Raw genomic sequence first — 20104 nt, forward strand, 5'->3', positions numbered from 1 at the left:
ACTCATTGATTTTTATAATAAAACTGAAAAAACTTGTGTATAAAACTTAGCGCCCGGCTAAGCCGCCGGAACGGAGTTGGTTGTTTTGTGCGAGCGTAGCGAAAAAGCACAAAACGAGCAACGCAGTGGAGGTCGGTTTAAGCCGTTTGTTAGCTGTTTACTCGCCGTCAAAGCCGAGGCCCTCTCTTGCCTCACATGTTTCGTAAGATAAAATGCCTTCGTTCTCCCACCTATAAAGCCAATTACACACTTCGCCATAGTCGCCTTCTGGCTCTACGTCGATCGCGAAAAGAGTGCCATCTGCGTTTTCATGGTACGCCTTGAATTGATTAAGTTGAGATAAAAGCGATGCTCGCTCTTGCGCGGATGCTTGATTTAAAAATATGACCCGTAGCGTTTTATGACCGCAATACTCATGAACTTTTAGTATTGAAGGTTTTAAATCATCACTTTCTGGCTTTGCTAATACGATATCGTAGAAATTTATTCCATACGCATGGAAAGGTGTATTTCGCATGCGATATAAATTATCTCCGAGATCCTCAGCCCAGAAAGATTCTCCGCCTACCTCTTCGTTTCTCGGTAAGTCTAAATGAATTTTGGTTAAATTTTCTTCGATCATATGATTTTATAGCTAACAGTTAATTCAAAAGCAGCGTCTACATATCACCCTCCTATATAATTCTGCTGCCCTCAATCAAAGCCAACTTAAAAACCTAGTAAAGTCAAAGAACTACATTGAGTGTCACAAAATAAAACAGGTAGATATATAGCAGCGTCTTTATAATTCAACGCTCTCCCTGCTTTATATCACTTTTCACATCCGTTAAAAATCAACAAGTTATAGAATTTTCCCTAGAAATAGGAGCAGCGTCTTTTGAATTCTGGTATACGAAGCAGGGCTTAGCTATCAGTACTGTATTTCACCAACCTACTATGCACACATGTCCTAACTGGAAGGATTCACTACCAAGTAGAAAATTGGCTTTCTTAGTACACGGTCTTGAAGAGTCGGATACCTCCCTTAAAAAAATCAACAACAGTCTTTTTGGAGCAAAGAAAAGTGAAAGCCCTTACCTCAAAAGCAAAACATCCCACTTCTCTATTAAAGTTCTCATAAAATCACAAGGTCGCTAATAGCCATCTCTCCAGCGGTTGATAAGCTATCCATAGTGGTTTGTCCTCCACTCTGCTATTCTGCGCCCCCTATAAAGAAGCTCTTCGAACTTTGGCCTGGACCTTTCTGTCCAGATCTATCCCGATTGCATGCTTCAAGAACATCAGGTTTGGGCTTGCCGTTCATTATTTGATCGAACGCTTCTGCTAATTAAGCCCCCAGGAAACCTGCCCCCTACCCCAATCTGAGCCGACCGCCACTCCTGCGGAGCTCTTGGGGTTTGCGAACACTTTTGTAACTTACTGATTTTCTTAGAGAAAAATGCCTAAAACCGCAAACAAGACTAAGGCCGCGAAACCCGAACACACCCCCATGATGCAGCAATACATGCGCATCAAGGCCCAGCACCCCCAAGAGCTGGTGTTCTATCGTATGGGGGACTTTTACGAGCTGTTCTTTGATGATGCCAAGAAAGCAGCTGAGCTGTTGGATGTCACTCTTACTGCGCGTGGCAAGTCCGGGGGTGAGCCTATACCCATGGCCGGTATTCCCTACCATGCAGCTGAGGGCTACTTGGCGCGGCTGATTAAAGCTGGTGTTTCCGTTGCCATCTGTGAACAAATCGGTGATCCCGCCACTAGCAAAGGGCCGGTTGAGCGCCAGGTAGTACGTATTGTTACTCCGGGCACGGTCACGGACGAGGCACTTCTCAACGATCGCCGCGATAACCTCCTGGCTGCTATTTCGCACTTGGGCGATGTATTTGGCCTGGCACTGCTGGACCTGGCAACCGGTCGTTTTGTGGTTCAGGAAACAGATTCTCTGGAAGCCCTGGCCGAGCAGGTTCAGCGCCATAACCCGGCTGAGCTACTCGCGCCAGAAGACCTCTCTTTGCCAGTGGAAATTGAACGCCGTGCCGGTGTACGCCGCCGTGCGCCTTGGGAGTTCGAGCTGGAAACCGCCCTGCGCCTGCTCAATCAACAATTTGGCACCATGAACCTGGAAGCCTTTGGTTGCAGTCATATGCACGGCGCTATAGTGGCCGCCGGCTGCCTGCTGCAATATGCACGGGATACCCAGCGCACCGAGCTGCCACACATTCGCGGCCTGCACACCGAAAGCGGCGAGGAAACCGTGGCCCTGGATGGCGCCAGCCGTCGCAATCTGGAAATCGATCTGAACCTGAATGGCGGCGATGATAATACCCTGCTGTCGGTTCTCGACAGCTGTAAAACCGCCATGGGTAGTCGCCTGCTGCGCCGCTGGCTGAACAACCCGCTGCGCCAGCTCACTACCCTGCGCAACCGCCAGGATGCGATTGCTGCATTGATTGAAGAGTATGGTTTCGAGCCCCTGCGCGACGCCCTCAAACCCGTGGGTGATATGGAGCGCATTCTGGGCCGCCTGGCACTGCGTTCCGCACGCCCCCGCGACCTGGCAAGACTGGGTCAGTCTCTAGCCCAGTTCCCCGAAATCCAAGAACAGCTAGCGGATTCCAGTGCCGTCCTACTCAAAGAGCTTTGTGGCCAGATCGGTAAATGGCCGGAAACCGTTGAGTTGCTGCAAAAAGCGATTATTGAAAATCCGCCTGTCGTGATACGTGATGGCGGCGTAATCGCCACCGGCTACGATGAAGAGCTGGATGAGCTGCGCGCTATCAGTGAGAACGCAGGGGATTACCTGGTACAACTGGAACTGCGTGAAAAAGAGCGCACCGGTATCCCCACATTAAAGGTGGGTTACAACCGGGTCCACGGCTACTTTATTGAAATCAGCCGTGGACAGAGTGACAAGGCACCGGCGGAATATATCCGCCGCCAAACCCTGAAGAATGCCGAACGCTTTATTACTCCCGAATTAAAAGAGTTCGAAGACAAGGCGCTCTCAGCCAAGAGCCGCGCCCTGGCGCGGGAAAAGGCCCTCTATGAGGCGCTGATTAATCAACTGAATGAATCTCTGGCTGAGCTTCAAGCCGCTGCGGCCGGTATTTCTGAATTGGATGTTCTGGCCTGCTTGGCTGAACGTGCCGACAACCTGCGCCTGTGCCGCCCTGAGCTGGGCACCGATCCTGGCCTGCATATCACCGGTGGACGTCACCCGGTGGTGGAACAGGTATTGGACGAACCCTTTGTCGCCAACGATATCGAGCTGCGCGACGATCGCCGTATGCTGGTCATTACCGGCCCGAATATGGGTGGTAAATCTACCTATATGCGCCAGACTGCGCTGATTGCCCTGCTGGCGCACTGCGGCAGCTATGTCCCAGCAGACAGCGCCCAGATCGGTCTGCTGGATCGCATCTTTACCCGTATCGGCAGTGCCGATGACCTGGCCGGTGGCCGCTCCACCTTTATGGTGGAAATGACCGAGACCGCTAATATCCTGCGCAATGCCAGTGAACACAGCCTGGTGCTGATGGATGAAATCGGCCGCGGCACCAGTACCTATGATGGTCTTTCCCTGGCCTGGGCCTGCGCTCATTACCTGGCCGGAAAAGTGCGCGCCTTCACCCTGTTCGCCACCCATTACTTCGAGCTGACCGATCTGCCCAATCAATGTGCCGAAGCAGCCAACATCCACTTGGACGCCACGGAGCACGGAGAGGGCATCGTCTTCCTGCACCGCATTCAGGAGGGACCCGCATCCAAGAGTTACGGTTTGCAGGTGGCCAAGTTGGCGGGGATTCCCGCCGATGTACTCACAGAGGCCCGTACTCGCTTGGCGGCCTTGGAGGCCGGCGCCCAGTCAGTAGATGTACCCGTAGCGACTCCCGAGTCCACTCAAGCACCTGAGCAGGCAACGGAAACGACTATAGCGCCAGTACTCTCAGCACCAACTCAAGCTGATTCTCCCCAACAGGTCGATCTTTTCGGCAGTCCCAGCCACCCGGCAGTGGATGCGCTGGAGGAGCTGGACCCAGACGATTTGACCCCGCGCGAGGCCCTGGAAGCGCTCTATGCTTTACGCAAGTTATTGAAGTAAAAGGCCGGGCGGCAATTGTCGCCCAGTGCAACTTGTTATAAACAGTGAACTAAATCGACTGAAAAGCCACTACAATTCGCGCCAGTAATTGATAGAATCCGTGCACGAAAGAATCAGTGCACTATTGAGGGACAATCATGACATTCGTAATTGGGGAAAACTGCATTAAGTGCAAATACACCGACTGTGTAGAGGTTTGCCCGGTAGACTGTTTTTACGAAGGCCCTAACTTTCTAGTGATCCATCCCGACGAGTGTATCGACTGCGCCCTGTGCGAGCCGGAGTGCCCCGCCAATGCGATTTTCTCTGAGGACGAAGTGCCCGATGATCAACAGGAATACATCGAGTTGAATGCCGAACTCGCCGAGGTTTGGCCAAATATCACCGAGAAAAAAGACCCGCTACCCGATGCCGAAGAGTGGGATGGCAAGAAAGGCAAGCTCGACCTTCTCGAGCGATAGCAAAGCACAAAAAGCCGTCTCTGACGGCTTTTTTCTTTTCTGGTCCAGATAAAATTGCCGCATTAAATGAGAATAATAATATTTACGGTATCGAGCATTTTCCTATGCCTGTCTCTGGCAGTACTGGCAGAACCCAAAGAGAAAAAACGTATTGCCCTGGCTTTTAGTGGCGGGCCTGTGCCGGGCATAACCGAATCCCTGTTACACCAGCTTGAAGCCCTGCAAATACCCGCAACTTTCTTTCTGGTTGGCAAGGATATGGAGCGTTATCCCAATCAAACACACGCCATAGTGAGTGCCGGCCACCAGGTGGGAAGTCACGGTTACTCTTATGTCGACTTGGCAAATCTACCTTTGAGTAGTGCCAAAGCAGAGATTAAAAAGACCTGTCTGCTTTTACAGCATCATGGCTATCGAGAAAAACCGGCGATCCTGCCCCCTTTTGGACGTATCTCTGAAGAACTTGGCAGCCTTCTGGCTGCACAAAATTTCGAGTTGGCTCAATGGGACCTGGAGCCTCACCTGCATGTGGATATGAGCAGGCCCGAGCTCATCGCCGACTACATAGTTCAGAATGCCAAAGACCGTAGCGTGGTGATGCTGCACCCAATGTATGCGCATGGTGAGGAGGTGACAGCAGCACTGCCTCTCATCCATGCGCAGACCACGAAACAGGGGTTTTACTTTGTTAGCCTGGATAAGGTCACAGACACTGGCGGTGATAGAAATTTGTAATTACCGACTCCATTCACTACCAATTAAGAGGTTGGGAGTCTGCCCCCCAAAGTTTTGCAACCGGTTCCCTCTATCTTAACTGGAGACCACCATGCTACGTTGGGCCATTATTTTCCTGGTTATTGCACTGATAGCCGCATTTTTCGGTTTCAGTGGTATCGCCACCACAGCGACAGAAATCGCTAAAATCCTCTTCTTCATCTTTATTGTGCTTTTTGTCCTGACATTGATTTTTGGCAGGGGCCGGCCACCCAAGTAGTACCCTTGCGCTATACAAGATTTAACCCCGGCAATTCACCGGGGTTATTTTTGGTGGGGCGTTCTGGTTGGCACCAGGTCCAGCACTTCTGCCAGGTGGTTGAAGCCCAGCACCAGCTCCATAACCCCCAAGGCTTCCAATAACTCATCATCCCCCGCTCCCAGCTTACGTGCCTCAGCGATCAGGTGCTGCCGGTGATCGTCTGGGGATGTATTGGCGTTGCGAGCTAGGTCAAACAGCGCATGCTCCTTCTCGGAAAAGTGCACATTCTTTGGATCTGTGCGAATACGCATGACTTCATCGGGGGTTACCCCGAGCATTTGCAGGGAGGTACTGTGGTGGTAAATGCCATAATCACAGTGATTATCCGCAGAGACCGCCAAGCCAATAGCCTCCTTCAGCTGGGCGGAAAGACAGCCGTGTAACATCACTGCCTTGAACTTCTGCCAATTAGCTAGCAGCAGTCCTTGGTGGTGGGCATAAATCCTAAACAGGCTGGGAATCCCACCCAGCTCATCCTGAATTTCTGCAAAAACCCTGATGGCTTCATCTGAATCAGGGGTCTCCACTAGAGGAATGCTACTCATCGTTCACCTATCCGTTGTCAAACCGGCTCTGTCTAATGGTAGAAATAACTTCCTGGCGCCATAAAACACTGTATATAATCACAGCATGAGAAAGATTATCCACTGCGACTGTGATTGTTTTTACGCTTCGGTCGAAATGCGAGACGATCCCAATCTTCGCGGGCGCCCACTCGCCGTAGGTGGTAGCAGTGACCGCCGCGGGGTAATCTCCACATGCAATTATGAAGCTCGCAGTTACGGCGTGCGCTCCGCCATGCCAACCGCCCAGGCCAAAAAACTCTGCCCTGACTTGATTGTAGTACCCGGCAACATGGCCAAATACCGTGAAGTCAGTCAGCAGATCCGCGAAATTTTCCTCGATTACTGTGACGATATTGAGCCCCTTTCGCTGGATGAGGCTTTTCTAGATGTCAGTAATAGTGGGCGCTGCCACGGTAGCGCTACATTAATGGCGGAGGAGATCCGCCAAAGAGTGAGAGAGACCCTTGGCATTACGATCTCAGCCGGCGTCGCCCCAAACAAGTTCCTCGCCAAGATCGCCAGTGACTGGCGTAAACCCGATGGACTCACGGTAATCACGCCAGAGGAAGTAGATCAATTCGTATTGCGTTTACCGGTGAACAAAATCCATGGTGTGGGCCGAGTAACAGCAGAGAAAATGCACCGCCAAGGAATTCACACCTGTGCCGACCTCAGGCGCTATTCCCAGGTGGAGTTGAGTAAAACCTTTGGGAAGTTTGGGCGCCGTCTCTACGAACTGAGCCGCGGCATCGACGATCGCCCAGTGAGTGGAGATGGCTCTCGCAAGAGTGTCAGTGTGGAGCGCACCTTTAACAAGGATCTCTGTGAGTTTAACGAATGGTTGGAGGAAATGACTCACCTGTATACGCGACTACTAGAACGCCTGGAAAAACTCGGCGATCGTTATGAGGTAAATGGTGCCACCGTAAAGGTAAAATATGCTGACTTTTCCCAGAGTACTCATGAACGCAATAGTCGCGCAGGTCGAATTTCTGAATTTCGCCAGTTACTACAGGAATGTTGGGATAAACGATCGACTCCCATTCGCCTGCTTGGCGTAGGTCTGAGGCTAACAGATCTGCGTGCCGAACACGGTCCCTTACAACTGCCTCTACCACTGCCGGATTTGCCGACACACCACTAACCGGGAGACTTCTCAAGCAAATTATTTTTATAAATAGTTTGCCCTGCCCCCGCAGAACCGGTCGCATTTTTTCTGTCATATTTTCAAACAAAGCGAACATCGACAACTTTAAAGAAAGCACTCTTTATTAAGAGAATTTTTGAGTCAAAAAATTCATTTCGCGCCAATTACCCCTCAGAAAAAGGTTTAAAGCGCCAAACGACCGTTCATCAAGTTATGGCGTTACCCGTTACCCTCTGTAAGCCCTGGCTAAGCAGGGGCATCTATACTTCGCAGGCCAAGAGAGCTTGGGCGGATCTAAAAGCAATAGGCACCCAAAGTCGTTCACTTGGATAAAAAATTTAATGTCTAAACCGACTACAATTTTTATGATCAACGACGCATAAATCCAGACCTAAGCCACCTCTGGCTTTCGGGTTCACTGCGTACGGAGGCACAACACTTTGTCTCGCAAAGCGTTCCAACACTTTTCTGATGAAAAACTGCTCGAGCATTACCGGGAGAAACGCAGTCTTGCTGTATTTGAGCCACTGTATAACCGCCACAAAGACGCTCTCTATCGCTACTGCGTACAAATGGCACCCTCTTCAACCACACAGTTGCTACAGGCCCTGTGGGAAAAAATCTTACAGAACCCTCCGCAACTTCATGGCCGGCTATTTAGAAACTGGCTGTTTATTCAAGTCAACAAAGCTCTGCGGGAACACGTAGACAGCACTACACAATCTGAGGCATTAACCAGTGAGAGTAAGGTTGTCGCAGCTATTCAAAAACTCCCCAAGCTTCAGCGTAACGTATTACTACTGCATATGGAGTGCAAACTCTCCCTGGCCTCAGTAGCTGATATAGAGCGTATCTCACTGAAAAAATGTCGAGAGTATTACCAGTTGGCTCGACAACAAATTGAAACCCTGATCTACGGATCTCAAGCAAAACCCTGGCAAGTGGAGGCCATAAAAGAGTGATTGAGGTAGAAGCATGAGTAACTGGGAGCACCAATACCGCGAAGAGGCGTCAGCTTTTACCTCACCGCAACAGTTAGACAGTGGAATCTTATTACAGGCAAAAGGCTATCAACCGAAAAAGGATATAGGCCGAATCTTATCCGGAGCCTCCCTGAGTTGCGCTTTGGTGACCGCTTTTTTAATGTTGGTACATCCGGCACAGCACCTTGGTGCCCGAACCCCCGCTATGACTCAGAATAATGAGATTCAACTAACCACTCAGGAAATTGCCCAGTGGCAACCTCCTCGGCCAGAACCTGAAGTAAAGGACGACCCATGGCAGACATTACGCAGCCAGGTTAGTGCCGAAAACTATGTTGCTCTTTGCCAAGAATGGCGCCAACAACAAAATAATATTGCGGAACCGGTCTTACCCCGAGAACTGCGTAAGGCAGCGCAGAAACGCTGTCGGATTCTGCCATAGAAACAGTAGCTCTCTTACCAGTGTGCTACGTCTATTTCTACACTTAAGCATCAGTGTCGTTGCAGTGCAAAATGACACTTATAAACAATAAAGTTACAAAGAGTGAGCTGGCCGTGGTGGGCATCTATGGCGCGGGTGGCTCCAATGCCGGTGATAACCAAGCTTTGAGGGCTTGGGTAACCGAAATGGGCGGGGCCATGTTCGGTCCAACTGAAAAAAGTAAAGCCCGGGATTTTCTAATGGGGGCATCCCTACAGCAGAAGCACTTATTACTGCTTGGCTACAGCCGTGGGGGAACCACGGCCATCAACCTGGCCAATTTACTCGGTCGCAAAGGCATATCCCTAAACCACCTGATAATCTTCGATGCACATAGTGTCTTCGATAATAGAATTTTTTATCTCAGATATGACAATGTTCAGCGAGCGATCAATTTTCTGCAGAGAAACCCCAGAAGCGCTGGTCGATATGGCTGGTGGGGAACAAATCCCTACTGGGGAAGCCCACTAGTCTCTAACTTTATCAAAGTTCAAGAAATAGATTTTACCGGTGCATTCTTTAGAAAAGGGATGCCGGTTTCCCATTTAAATATCGTGCGTCAATCTCTTGCTTCGCTCTGACTTCTTAAAGTCAAAGGCAGCGATAAAAAGTAGCAACAAAAATTCTTCACCCATAAAACTCTAGAGAAAGAGCAGAAAGATAACCTACTCATAAACCCCAGCATTTTTTTCAGCACAAGCAATCACTTAATTTCAACCATCTATTCCCAAACCGGTTTCTTGGCTGCTTCTGGGTTCGCATCAATACATGGTTTCCCCATGATTCACTTAGGGAAACGATTAATGCATCTCTAAGTAAGTTCTAATCTTCTTATAGAGTCTCTCCCAGCGCCTTTAAGACTTCCCATATTCTCTTTAGAAATCAATTTTTACTTTGAATATTCCCTTTAGAACACTATCTTCATTAATAACTTATTACATCGAAGACTCATATTCCTTTGCCCCCTTTGAAAAAAAGACAAAAACTCCATATCAAACAAAACATTGTCTTTAGCCTAATATATCTACATTACCCTATTAACCTCAGATATCCGCTAAGCAAGTGAAATCAATATGCCATCAAAAATATTATCGCATCTTAGCCTACTCCTGATCTGCTTCGCCTTCTCAAGCCACGCCAAAGAATTGAAAATTGCCATATCTCAGGATGCCCCCCCCTATGTCATCAATCAGGCGAAGAGTGGGTTAGAAGTCGATGTCATCACCCAGTCTCTTCCAAATTACACCATCTCATTTATCCAAATGGGCTGGGGGGAGATTCTTGGAGCAATAGAGCGAGGTATGGCAGAGGCTGAAGCGAACGTACACGGAAATAATGGAGACCTCTATTATTCAAATGACTATATAGCTTTTATCAACTACGCAATCAGCCGTAAAAAAGATCAAATTAAAATCAATCAACTAAAGGATCTAGTAGGACACCACGTAATAACCTGGACAGGAGCACACAAGGATCTTGGGCCAGAATTTAGCCAGCTCTTCTCTCCCGGAAAGATAGGTGCAAAGAATTATGTAGAATTAGAAAGCTCTCAAGATCAGGTAAGGGAATTCTGGAGGGAAGACAACTCAATTATAATCATTGATAAAAGTATTTTTTCTTATTTCTCCTCTAAAGATGGCCACTCTATGAATGAGGTCGATATCCATACAATCGTTGTACCTGTTCTGACATTTAAAATGGCATTTAAAAATAAAGCAGACAGAGATGCCTTCAATCACGGTCTCAGACAGCTATGCCATAAAGGAATATACGAAGCTCTCCTAAAGCGGTATAGCGTTGCACCAGAAGCCAACATCTGCAAAAACCTTTCGCAATAAGCTTGCTTTTAGGATTCTCCATCGCGGACTGGTTTTCATCAACCAAAAAAATATCAGGTTGTGGGCTGTTAACACCTACCTGCCTTCTCCCTTGCTCGGCAATAAACCTTCAGGAGTGGCAGTGCAGGTATTAACAACACCTATTTTGATCCACCTCAGCTATCAATAAGCCGATAAACCGCCATCCACAGCCAGCGCCTGGCCGGTAACATAAGTCATCTTCGGAGAAAGTAGCATTAACATAGCCGCTACTACTTCTTCCGGCTCACCAAGACGCTTCATCGGACAACCTTCGGCGAGAAAAGCCTGTACCTCTTCCGGGCTGGCCCCTGGGGCCTCCACAGAAGTCACCATTGGCGTCAGGCAATAGAATGGGCAAATGGCATTCACTCGAATACCGTACTTGGCGTTTTCCATTGCTGCAGTTTTGGTCAGCCCAATAACCCCATGCTTGGCGGCAGCATAGGAGGCAATTTTGGGTGCACCCCCCAGCCCTGCCATAGAGGAAACATTGAGAACCACACCGCCTCGATCTTTCATTAATGGCAGCTGGTGCTTGAGACCGAAAAATACGCCCTTCAGGTTTACATTGTATTGATGGTCCATCATCGCTTCGTCAGTCTGCTTCAGGGACATCATCGGTGGAGCGATACCGGCATTATTAACCGCCATATTCAGGCCACCGAACTCAGACTCGGCCAGTCGCACCAGAGCAACACAATCCGCTTCAGAGGAAACATCGCAACGTTGAGCGCGCACCTGGATACCATCACTACCCAGGTCATCAGCGAGTTGCATCAGGCCCTCTTCATTAATATCTCCAAGTACCAAGCGCCCTCCGCGAGATCCCAACTCTTTAGCCAGCAGTTTGCCAAAACCACTGGCGGCACCGGTAATTAGGGCAACCTGGTTGTCGAAATCCAATATTGGATCTTGCATATTAAATTCCCCCACAGGAAGTCATTCCGCCATCCACCACTACGCATTCGCCCGTGGTGTAACTGGAGGCGTTGGAAACTAAGTAGAGTACTGTACCCGCCATCTCCTCAGGCTCGGCGTGACGGTGCATAGGGATATGGCCGATTGCGGTTTTATAAATATCCTCGTGGGTGAAGAGTGCCCCGGCAAACTTGGTTTTGGTCAGCCCAGGCAATAGGGCATTAACACGGATATTGAACTGGGCACACTCCTTGGCAAAGGCTTTGGTCATATTGACTACTGCCGCCTTGGTGATGGAATAGATTCCCTGCCCCACACCAGGCTGCAGGGCATTGACCGAGGCAGTATTCACAATCACACCACCACCCTGCTCACGCATCAACTTGCCCGCTTCCACAGACATAAAGAAATAGCCACGAATATTCACTTCAACCGTTTTTTCAAAAGCCGCGAGGTCGGTATCAAGGATATGACCAAAATAGGGGTTGGTAGCCGCATTGTTAATTAGGATATCCAGCCGCCCAAAGCGTTCGCGGACATCGGAAAACATTTTCAGGATATCTTCCATATTGCCGATATGGCAAGGCACCGCTTCCGCTTTACCGCCGGCATCGACAATCGCATCGGCAACAGCCTGACAGCCTTCAATTTTTCGGCTGGATACCAGCACATGGGCGCCCTGCTCTGCCAAAAGTTTTGCAATTGCCTCACCAATACCCCGGCTAGCACCGGTTACCAGAGCAATTTTTCCAGTGAGATCAAAAAGATTCTTTGCCATTTTTTTATCCTTATCATTTTTCCAAAGCACAATAAAAACGAAATAAATTGTATCGAGATGACCTTCTAACTAACTCGCCTCACTGGCAATGCTCATTGCTGTTTGTGCCAGTGGCGCTACCAGAGCACCGAGGCTCGCCGCATTGCGATTAGAGGCGTTGCCATCCTGTGCGCGTTTGGCCACGCCCTGGACTATCGCCGCTAAACGGAAAAAACTAAACGCCAAATAAAAAGGCCAGTGATCAATGCCCTCAATCCCCATACGCTCACAATACTTGGCCACATAGGCCTGTTCAGAAGGGATACCCAGCGAGGCAATATCCAGCCCCAACAGACCGGACATCTTGTCACCCCCAGCAGGCATGCGCATTTGCATGCACTGATAGGCAAGATCGGCAAATGGGTGGCCCAACGTCGAAAGCTCCCAATCCAGCAGGGCAATCACTTTGGGTTCTTTAGGGTGGAAAATCATATTGTCGAGGCGGTAATCACCGTGTACCAGAGCTATCCGACCATCGTCTTCCGGGAGCGCACTGCCAAGCCATTCAATCAACTCTTCCATCGCCGCAATAGGCTGTGTCTCGGAAGCCCGGTATTGCCCCGTCCAGCGTTCCAGCTGCCGCTGAAAATAGTTTCCCGGGCGGCCGTAATCGGATAACCCCATGGCGTCGATGTTGAGACTATGTAATGCGGCGAGCACCCGATTCATCTCATCGTACATAGCACTGCGCGCAGGAGCATCCACCTCGGGAATTGCCGCATTCCAGAAAATCCGCCCCTCACAGTATTCCATCAGGTAAAACATGGAGCCGATCAGATTCCGGTCTTCACATAAATGAAAAACTTTGGGCACCGGTACATCGGTATCTGCCAGTGCCGACATAACACGGTACTCACGATCCACTGCGTGAGCGGACTTCAATAGTTTTCCCGGAGGTTGCCGACGCAATACATAGGTATTTGAAGGCGTTTCCAGCTTAAAGGTGGGATTGGATTGACCGCCGGAAAATTTACTGACTTTCAGTGGCCCGGAAAAACCTTCAACATTTGCGCTGAGGTATTCCTGCAACTTTTCCAGCGGCAAAGCTTCCACTGAGTTACGTGACTCCTTTACGGTTTCAGACATGCTCCTCTCCCTGTGCAGTCTCTGCGGCATAACGGGCAGCCAGGTTACGTCCCAGCTGCATCATATGTACTTGGTCTGGTCCATCGGCTAAACGGATTGTCCGCGCGTAGGCATAGTGGTGGGCCAAGCTATAGTCCTGGCTCAACCCTGCCGCACCGTGAATCTGGATAGCGCGGTCAATCACCTTGCAGGCCATTTGCGGTGCAACAATTTTAATCATGGCAATCAGGTCTTTGGCCGCTTTATTGCCAAGTCGATCCATTTGCGCCGCAGCTTTTAAAGTTAGCAAACGTGCCTGCTCAATGTCACAGGCAGACCTGGCAATATCCTCCCGCACTGAGCCCTGCTTGCTCATCGGGCGTCCAAATACAATACGATTTTCCGCTCGGCCTGCCATCATTTCCAGGGCGCGCTGGGCCTGGCCAATTAAACGCATGCAGTGGTGAATTCTGCCCGGCCCCAAACGCCCCTGGGCAATTTCAAAACCACGCCCTTCTCCGAAAATCAGATTAGACGCAGGCACCCGAACATTCTCAAAAATCACTTCAGCATGGCCTTCCGGAGCATCGTCGTAGCCAAATACCTGCATGGGCCGAATTATTTTTACCCCAGGGGTATCTGTGGGAACCAGGATTTGCGATTGCTGGCGATGCCGATCCGGATTAGTGGGATCGGTCTTGCCCATCACAATCATGACCTTACAGCGCTTATTCATCAGGCCACTAATATAAAATTTATGACCATTAATCACATATTCATCGCCATCGCGCACGATAGAAGTTTCAATATTCGTAGCATCGGAGGAGGCCACCTTGGGTTCGGTCATGGCGAATGCCGAGCGAATATTGCCCTCCAGCAATGGCCTCAGCCAGGTTTCCCGCTGCGCTTCCGATCCGTACTGGGCCAGCACTTCCATATTGCCGGTATCCGGAGCGCTGCAATTAAAAATTTCTGAGGCAAATAAGACCTTGCCCATCTCCTCCGCCAAAGGCGCATATTCCAAGTTGGTAAGGCCGGCACCATAGCGGGAATCGGGTAAGAATAAATTCCACAGCTCAGCCTCACGGGCTTTTTCTTTTAAAGCCTCCATAATAGGGGGCTCGCCCCAGGGGTCATCCTGCAACTGCTGTATATAAGTACTCTCAGCGGGATACACATATTCCTGCATAAAGTTTTTGAGCCGCTCCAACAGGCCCTGTACCTTTTCTGAATATTCAAACTCCATGTCTTTTCACCTTTAATTGTGTTGTAGGTTTTAATTCAGCTGTAAGTCACGGAAGTGTGGCGCTCATCTCTCTCCAAATGAGGCACGTGATTAAAACTGTTCAAGCTGAGCCCCTGCCCTGCGCTAGAGAAAAAACGGGTAGCGCCGGTATTCTGTATCTGCATATTGAGTTTGATCACCGACTCGGGGGGACCGCCCAATACCTGCCGCACCATCATGGCAATAGCCCCACCGGAACTGACCACCAGAGTTTTACTGCCTTTGGGGCTATCGCTGATTAAATCCAAAACTTCACGAATGCGATTTTCGAATGCCTGCCAACTCTCTGCCGGTGCAATTTCCCCTGCAGACCAGGCGAGCATGCCCTGCATTAGAAAGCGGTAAAAGTCGGCACGGGGTGCATTGGGGCCCGGGGTAGCTGTGGGTTTTTTCTCACTGTAGAGGCGAGCTACTTCAAGGAAGTCGAACTCATTCAATTGGGGAACCACCGTCAAGTGGCCCTCTAAGTCGATGCCAAGGCCTGCACAGATACCCTCGGTAGTTTGCCGATGACGGCGCAGGCTGCCGCAGAAAATCCGGTCAAACTTCTGGCCAGTGCCCCGCCAGTATTCCCCCAGCCAGCGGGATTGCTGCCAGCCGATATCGGAGAGATTGTCGTAATCATCGGCGCCGAAGGACGCCTGTCCATGGCGCACCACGATTGATTCGGCCACAGCGAGTTCCTCTTTTTATGGAACTCCAACCCTAGTCCTCTCGTTTGAATCATCAAAGTTTATTATGCGAATATATGATCATTCACGCTGGTTATGATTGAGGCACAGATGCAGTTGCAAAAAATGGATATGAACCTGTTCTTGGTTCTGGAGGCCATTTATAACTCGGGCAACCTCACCCGAGCCGCTGAGCAGTTACATATCACCCAGCCTGCGGTGAGTAATGCCCTGGCACGTCTGCGCCGTACCCTGGACGACCAACTATTTATTCGCGGCCCATCCGGCATGACTCCCACCCCTCTTACGGAGTCCATTATGCCCAGGGTGCAGCAGGCCCTTTCCCTGCTTGGTACCAGCCTGAATGAACACCGCCAATTCAACCCCGCCCTGGCACACAAAACATTGCGACTATCTATGAACGACATGGCAGAAACCCTACTGCTGCCGCCTCTCTTAGAGCGCCTGGAAAAAGAAGCGCCGGGTGTAACAGTAGAATCATTTCACGTTCCTAGGGATCAGCTTGCCAAGGAACTAGCCGCCAATACATTGGATTTCGCCCTGGATGTCCCTTTGGCTACAGCGCCCCAACTGCAACAACAGCGCCTGCACCAGGACCGTTATCTCTGTATGTTGCGCAATGAGCATCCCTTGGCCCGGGAGTCGAGCCTGACACTGGAACAGTATTTACAACTGGAACATATCCATGTTTCCAGTAGGCGCACGGGTCCTGGCCTGGCGGATATAGCACTGAACAAACTGGGGCGGCGACGCACCATCAAACTGCGTGTACAACACTACCGAGTAGCACCTTTAATCGTATTACGCACAGATTTGGCTCTAACCGTACCGGCGAGTCTGGCCAGTCAGTATTCTGCACGTCTATTTGAACTTCCGTTCCAAATACCCCTGATGGACTGGCACCTGTTATGGCATAAAAATCTACAAGAAGATCCCGCCAATCGATGGCTGCGAGAGCAGCTTCTGGCGGTTTTGGCTGTGTAAATGAACAGACGAAAACCCCTTTAAAAACAGGCATTTCCGCCAAATGAGAATGGGACGCAAATAGCTTAATAAAACGTCAGGAATTGATCACTGAATTCGACCGGAAAGGTCACTGTTTCGCGTCAAAGGCTCTTGTTATCCTGCTGGGCAACGATATGCACTTTTTTGCATATATAAATGAACCCCAAAGGTTACAAGAAGAGAATTTTGCCATGTCCCAAGCCTACCCTAATATGCTTGCCCCCCTGGACCTGGGCTTCACCACCCTGAAAAACCGGGTGCTGATGGGCTCCATGCACACCAACCTGGAAGAACACCCCGGTGGCTTTACCCGTTTGGCGGCATTCTACGCTGAGCGCGCCCGCGGTGGCGTTGGCCTGATTGTAACGGGGGGTATCGCGCCCAACGAAGAGAGTGGCGTATTTAAGGGTGCCTCTAAAATGAACACCCCAGAAGAGGCGCAACAGCACCGGGAAGTGACCGAGGCCGTTCATGCCGAAGGCGGCAAAATCTGTATGCAGATCCTGCACACCGGCCGCTACGCTTACAACGAAAACCTGATTGCTCCCTCCCCCATCCAGGCTCCGATCAACCCTTTCACTCCGCGCGAGCTGACCAGTGAGGAAATCGAAGGCCAGATCGACGATTACGTACGCTGCGCCACCCTGGCCCGCGAAGCCGGCTACGACGGCGTGGAGATCATGGGCTCCGAGGGTTACTTCATTAACCAGTTCATCGTAAAGCGCACCAACAAGCGTACCGATGAGTGGGGCGGCAGCTTCGAGAATCGTATCCGCCTGCCGATCGAAGTGGTTCGTCGTGTGCGCGAGGCTGTTGGCGAAGACTTTATTATTATCTACCGCCTGTCCATGCTGGACCTGGTGGAAGACGGCAGTGACTTCGACGAAGTGGTTGCCCTGGGCCAAGCTATCGAAAAAGCCGGCGCCACGATTATCAATACCGGTATCGGCTGGCACGAAGCGCGCGTTCCCACTATCGCCACCAATGTACCACGCGCCGCATTTACCGATATTACCGCCAAGGTGAAACATCACCTGTCTATCCCGGTAGTTGCCAGTAACCGCATCAATGTGCCGGAAGTGGCCGAAGAAGTGCTGGCCTCCGGGCAGGCCGATATGATCTCCATGGCGCGTCCATTCCTGGCAGATTCCGATTTCGTCAACAAGGCCGCAGAGGGCCGCGCCGATGAAATCAATACCTGTATTGGCTGTAACCAGGCCTGCCTGGATCACACCTTCCAGCTGAAGCTCACCTCCTGCCTGGTCAACCCACGCGCTTGCCATGAGACTGAGTTGAACTACCTGCCTACCGAAAACGTGAAAAAAGTTGCTGTTATCGGTGCCGGCCCCGCTGGTTTGGCTGCCTCCACCGTTGCCGCCGAGCGCGGACACCAGGTAACCCTGTTTGAAGGCAGCGACAAAGTCGGTGGCCAGTTTAATATCGCCAAGCAGATTCCCGGCAAGGCAGAATTCCAGGAAACCCTGCGCTACTTCAAGCGTCGCCTGGAAGTGACTGGCGTTGAAGTCAAACTCAACACTATCGCTACCGCAGAAGACCTGCAGTCTTTTGACGAAGTGATAATCGCCACCGGGATCGAGCCGCGCACTCCACCGATCCCCGGTATTGAGAGCGACAAGGTGTTGGGTTATCTGGACGTACTGAAGCACAAGAAACCAGTCGGCGAAAAAGTGGCCATTATCGGCGCGGGCGGTATCGGTTTCGACGTAGCGGAATACCTGACTCACGACGGCCCCCACTCTACCGAAGAGGAAGTGGTTGCCAGCGATAAAGAAGAGTTCTTTAGTGAATGGGGTGTGGATATTGAGCTGGAACAGCGCTCTGGCCTGAAACCCCGTGAAGCGGTAAGCACCCCTCGCCAGGTTTATCTGCTACAGCGCAAAACCACCAAAGTGGGTGCGGGCCTGGGTAAAACTACTGGCTGGATTCACCGTGGCAGCTTGCAACACCGCAAGGTTGAGATGATTGCCGGTGCTCTTTACGACAAAATTGACGAGCAGGGATTGCATGTTCGTGTAGGCGATGAAGAGCGACTGCTAGAGGTGGATAACATTATTGTCTGCGCCGGCCAGGAACCTGCTCGCAAACTGTATGAAGCGCTGCAGGAGCGCGGAGTAAAGACCCACCTAATCGGTGGTGCCGACGAAGCCGCAGAACTCGACGCCAAGCGCGCCATTGACCAAGGCTCACGCCTCGCCGCAGAGATCTAAAAAAATTCCCCGGCAATATTCTTGTCGGGGATTTTCTCAGGCAAATCAGAACGGGAAACTCCATGCTTACTACTGGATTTCCCGTTTTTTATGCCTCACAGACACCATCTATTTCTATATCTGAAAAACCTCTTTTTAACTATCCAGTGATTTTGGCACTTTCACCTGAAGAGATTGTCTGCTCTTTCTGCTCCGGCCACTGTGGGCGGGAGAGGTAAGCTGTTGTGCGATAAAGCGCGAATACTACACCGCAAAGCGCCAGCAACATCCAATAAAGCGTCGGTCCACCCCACCACTCTAAAACCACCCCTCCAGCCAAAGGAGCCAGGGCCCAACCAAGAGCGTAAAAGGAAGAGGCCCCAAAATAGGTACCGCGTAAATGCTCAGGCGCCAACCGGTCTATCTGTACACTCATGGTTGGAAAGAGAATCGCTTCAGCCAAACTGAGGACAAAGGTCGCCCCCATCCAGCCCCAAAACCAGTGCACCGGATTGAGGGCAAACCACATTTGTGCCGCGGCCAATATCACCAGCCCGATCATAATTCGCCCATTAATATCCAGCTTGCGCATCAACTGCATGAGTGGAAACTGCAATAACACGATGGTCATTGCGTTCACAAAGATCATACTGGATATCAGCTCAACCAATCGCGGAGCCTCCGCCCGTGTCAGATATTGCACCAGACTGGAATCCATATGGGCATAGATAAACATCGTGAGAATATTGGCAAAAATCACCACCATAAACACATGGTCCCTGCGCAATATCGCCAGGGTACTGCCTAAATCGACAGAACCATCACCATTGCTCTTTGAGAGCTGTCCCTTCTCTGTTTTTGCAAATCCCCAAATAAACGCCAGCGCCAAAAGCAGATAACTGAGAGAAGTTAAGCCAAAGGTGGACTGCTGCGCACTAAGCCCCGCCCAGACACCAACAATGGGCCCTAATGCCGCTCCCGCATTAATAAGGAAGTAACGCAGCTGCAGAGCTAACTCACGACTCGCCTGGTTATCAATTAAGTCGCCAATCAATGCGCTGGCTGGCGGTTCCCAAACGGCGCGACCAATTGAGCAAAGAGTCATCGCCAGAATAAATCCCGCTAATGTCTGGGTCACTGCCAACAGCGCAAAAGAACATAAGTTTATTAGCGAACCTAATAGCAGGATATTCCGACGCCCATAGCGATCAGACAAGGCCCCCACAAAAAAGCCCAATAGCGCCGCACCAATTGCTGAGGCACTGAGAATCAAGCCAATTTCCGCTGCACCCAACTCAAATTTATTGAAAAGAAGAATGGCCAGAAAAGGCCAAACCATAAAATAAGTGCCACGACTAAAAAAACTGCCTACTAATATTATCCAGACCAGAGGAGGAAATCCCCTGAGGTTCTGCCACCAATTCCAACGCATTGCCTAATACTCCACTTCTATTTCTTCCTTGATCTCTAAAAGCCCTCTAAG

At 50.5% G+C, this 20104-nt stretch carries 19 protein-coding genes; 11 read left to right on the plus strand and 8 right to left on the minus strand.

The features are described from left to right. Positions 1-157: 157 nt before the first annotated feature. Positions 158-622 carry a DUF4265 domain-containing protein gene (locus tag ACJJIV_RS04530; RefSeq protein ID WP_444890901.1) on the minus strand — a complete coding sequence of 155 codons (465 nt, stop codon included), beginning with the start codon at positions 620-622 and terminating at the stop codon, positions 158-160. A gap of 816 nt (positions 623-1438) precedes the next feature. Here ACJJIV_RS04530 and mutS point away from each other — a divergent pair. From mutS to ACJJIV_RS04550, 4 genes are all read left to right on the plus strand, one after another. Next, positions 1439-4099 carry a DNA mismatch repair protein MutS gene (mutS, locus tag ACJJIV_RS04535; RefSeq protein ID WP_444890902.1) on the plus strand — a complete coding sequence of 887 codons (2661 nt, stop codon included), beginning with the start codon at positions 1439-1441 and terminating at the stop codon, positions 4097-4099. 137 nt (positions 4100-4236) lie between these two features. Then, positions 4237-4560, plus strand: coding sequence for a ferredoxin FdxA (gene fdxA / locus ACJJIV_RS04540; protein ID WP_252085117.1), 324 nt, complete (start codon positions 4237-4239; stop codon positions 4558-4560). A 66-nt stretch (positions 4561-4626) separates the two neighbouring features. Next, complete coding sequence (locus ACJJIV_RS04545) at positions 4627-5295, plus strand: polysaccharide deacetylase family protein (protein WP_444890903.1); 669 nt, start codon at positions 4627-4629, stop codon at positions 5293-5295. A 91-nt stretch (positions 5296-5386) separates the two neighbouring features. Further along, complete coding sequence (locus ACJJIV_RS04550) at positions 5387-5554, plus strand: DUF1328 domain-containing protein (RefSeq protein WP_252085115.1); 168 nt, start codon at positions 5387-5389, stop codon at positions 5552-5554. A 44-nt stretch (positions 5555-5598) separates the two neighbouring features. Here ACJJIV_RS04550 and ACJJIV_RS04555 read toward each other — a convergent pair whose 3' ends face one another. After that, entirely contained in the window at positions 5599-6141 is a 543-nt protein-coding gene (locus ACJJIV_RS04555; RefSeq protein WP_252085114.1) for a carboxymuconolactone decarboxylase family protein, read from the minus strand. Between the two features lie 85 nt (positions 6142-6226). Between ACJJIV_RS04555 and dinB the strand changes: the two genes are divergently transcribed. The 5 genes from dinB to ACJJIV_RS04580 all read left to right on the plus strand — a co-directional run bounded on the left by dinB (position 6227) and on the right by ACJJIV_RS04580 (position 10611). After that, positions 6227-7306: a DNA polymerase IV gene (gene dinB, locus ACJJIV_RS04560; RefSeq protein WP_252085113.1), complete on the plus strand. Its 1080-nt coding sequence runs from the start codon at positions 6227-6229 to the stop codon at positions 7304-7306. 443 nt (positions 7307-7749) lie between these two features. Then, entirely contained in the window at positions 7750-8271 is a 522-nt protein-coding gene (locus tag ACJJIV_RS04565; protein ID WP_444890904.1) for an RNA polymerase sigma factor, read from the plus strand. Positions 8272-8284: 13 nt separating this feature from the next. After that, the gene (locus ACJJIV_RS04570) at positions 8285-8734 is read left to right on the plus strand and encodes a hypothetical protein (RefSeq protein ID WP_444890905.1); all 450 of its coding nucleotides are present in this window, start codon (positions 8285-8287) and stop codon (positions 8732-8734) included. A 71-nt stretch (positions 8735-8805) separates the two neighbouring features. After that, positions 8806-9354 (plus strand): hypothetical protein, encoded by a 549-nt coding sequence (locus ACJJIV_RS04575; RefSeq protein ID WP_444890906.1) that lies wholly within the window; start codon positions 8806-8808, stop codon positions 9352-9354. Between the two features lie 492 nt (positions 9355-9846). Beyond that, complete coding sequence (locus ACJJIV_RS04580; protein ID WP_444890907.1) at positions 9847-10611, plus strand: substrate-binding periplasmic protein; 765 nt, start codon at positions 9847-9849, stop codon at positions 10609-10611. 162 nt (positions 10612-10773) lie between these two features. Here ACJJIV_RS04580 and ACJJIV_RS04585 read toward each other — a convergent pair whose 3' ends face one another. The 5 genes from ACJJIV_RS04585 to ACJJIV_RS04605 all read right to left on the minus strand — a co-directional run bounded on the left by ACJJIV_RS04585 (position 10774) and on the right by ACJJIV_RS04605 (position 15391). After that, entirely contained in the window at positions 10774-11550 is a 777-nt protein-coding gene (locus ACJJIV_RS04585; protein WP_444890908.1) for an SDR family NAD(P)-dependent oxidoreductase, read from the minus strand. 1 nt (position 11551) lies between these two features. Continuing rightward, positions 11552-12328 carry an SDR family oxidoreductase gene (locus tag ACJJIV_RS04590; RefSeq protein WP_444890909.1) on the minus strand — a complete coding sequence of 259 codons (777 nt, stop codon included), beginning with the start codon at positions 12326-12328 and terminating at the stop codon, positions 11552-11554. Positions 12329-12397: 69 nt separating this feature from the next. Continuing rightward, positions 12398-13453, minus strand: coding sequence for a phosphotransferase (locus ACJJIV_RS04595; RefSeq protein WP_444890910.1), 1056 nt, complete (start codon positions 13451-13453; stop codon positions 12398-12400). After that, a complete protein-coding gene (locus tag ACJJIV_RS04600) occupies positions 13446-14678 on the minus strand; it encodes an acyl-CoA dehydrogenase family protein (RefSeq protein ID WP_444890911.1) in 1233 nt (410 codons plus the stop codon). Before ACJJIV_RS04600 ends, ACJJIV_RS04595 begins: the two co-directional genes overlap by 8 nt. A 35-nt stretch (positions 14679-14713) precedes the next feature. Continuing rightward, a complete protein-coding gene (locus ACJJIV_RS04605) occupies positions 14714-15391 on the minus strand; it encodes a histidine phosphatase family protein (RefSeq protein ID WP_444890912.1) in 678 nt (225 codons plus the stop codon). A 108-nt stretch (positions 15392-15499) separates the two neighbouring features. Here ACJJIV_RS04605 and ACJJIV_RS04610 point away from each other — a divergent pair, with 108 nt between their 5' ends. Together ACJJIV_RS04610 and ACJJIV_RS04615 are read left to right on the plus strand one after the other, a co-directional pair. Continuing rightward, the gene (locus ACJJIV_RS04610) at positions 15500-16393 is read left to right on the plus strand and encodes a LysR family transcriptional regulator (protein WP_444890913.1); all 894 of its coding nucleotides are present in this window, start codon (positions 15500-15502) and stop codon (positions 16391-16393) included. A 212-nt stretch (positions 16394-16605) separates the two neighbouring features. Further along, complete coding sequence (locus ACJJIV_RS04615) at positions 16606-18642, plus strand: oxidoreductase (RefSeq protein WP_444890914.1); 2037 nt, start codon at positions 16606-16608, stop codon at positions 18640-18642. Between the two features lie 139 nt (positions 18643-18781). Here the strand turns inward: ACJJIV_RS04615 and ACJJIV_RS04620 are convergent, their stop codons facing one another. Beyond that, the gene (locus ACJJIV_RS04620; protein WP_444890915.1) at positions 18782-20053 is read right to left on the minus strand and encodes an MDR family MFS transporter; all 1272 of its coding nucleotides are present in this window, start codon (positions 20051-20053) and stop codon (positions 18782-18784) included. Positions 20054-20104: the final 51 nt, after the last annotated feature.

This window comes from Microbulbifer mixtoriginis (SeqCode) (genome assembly GCF_052466765.1).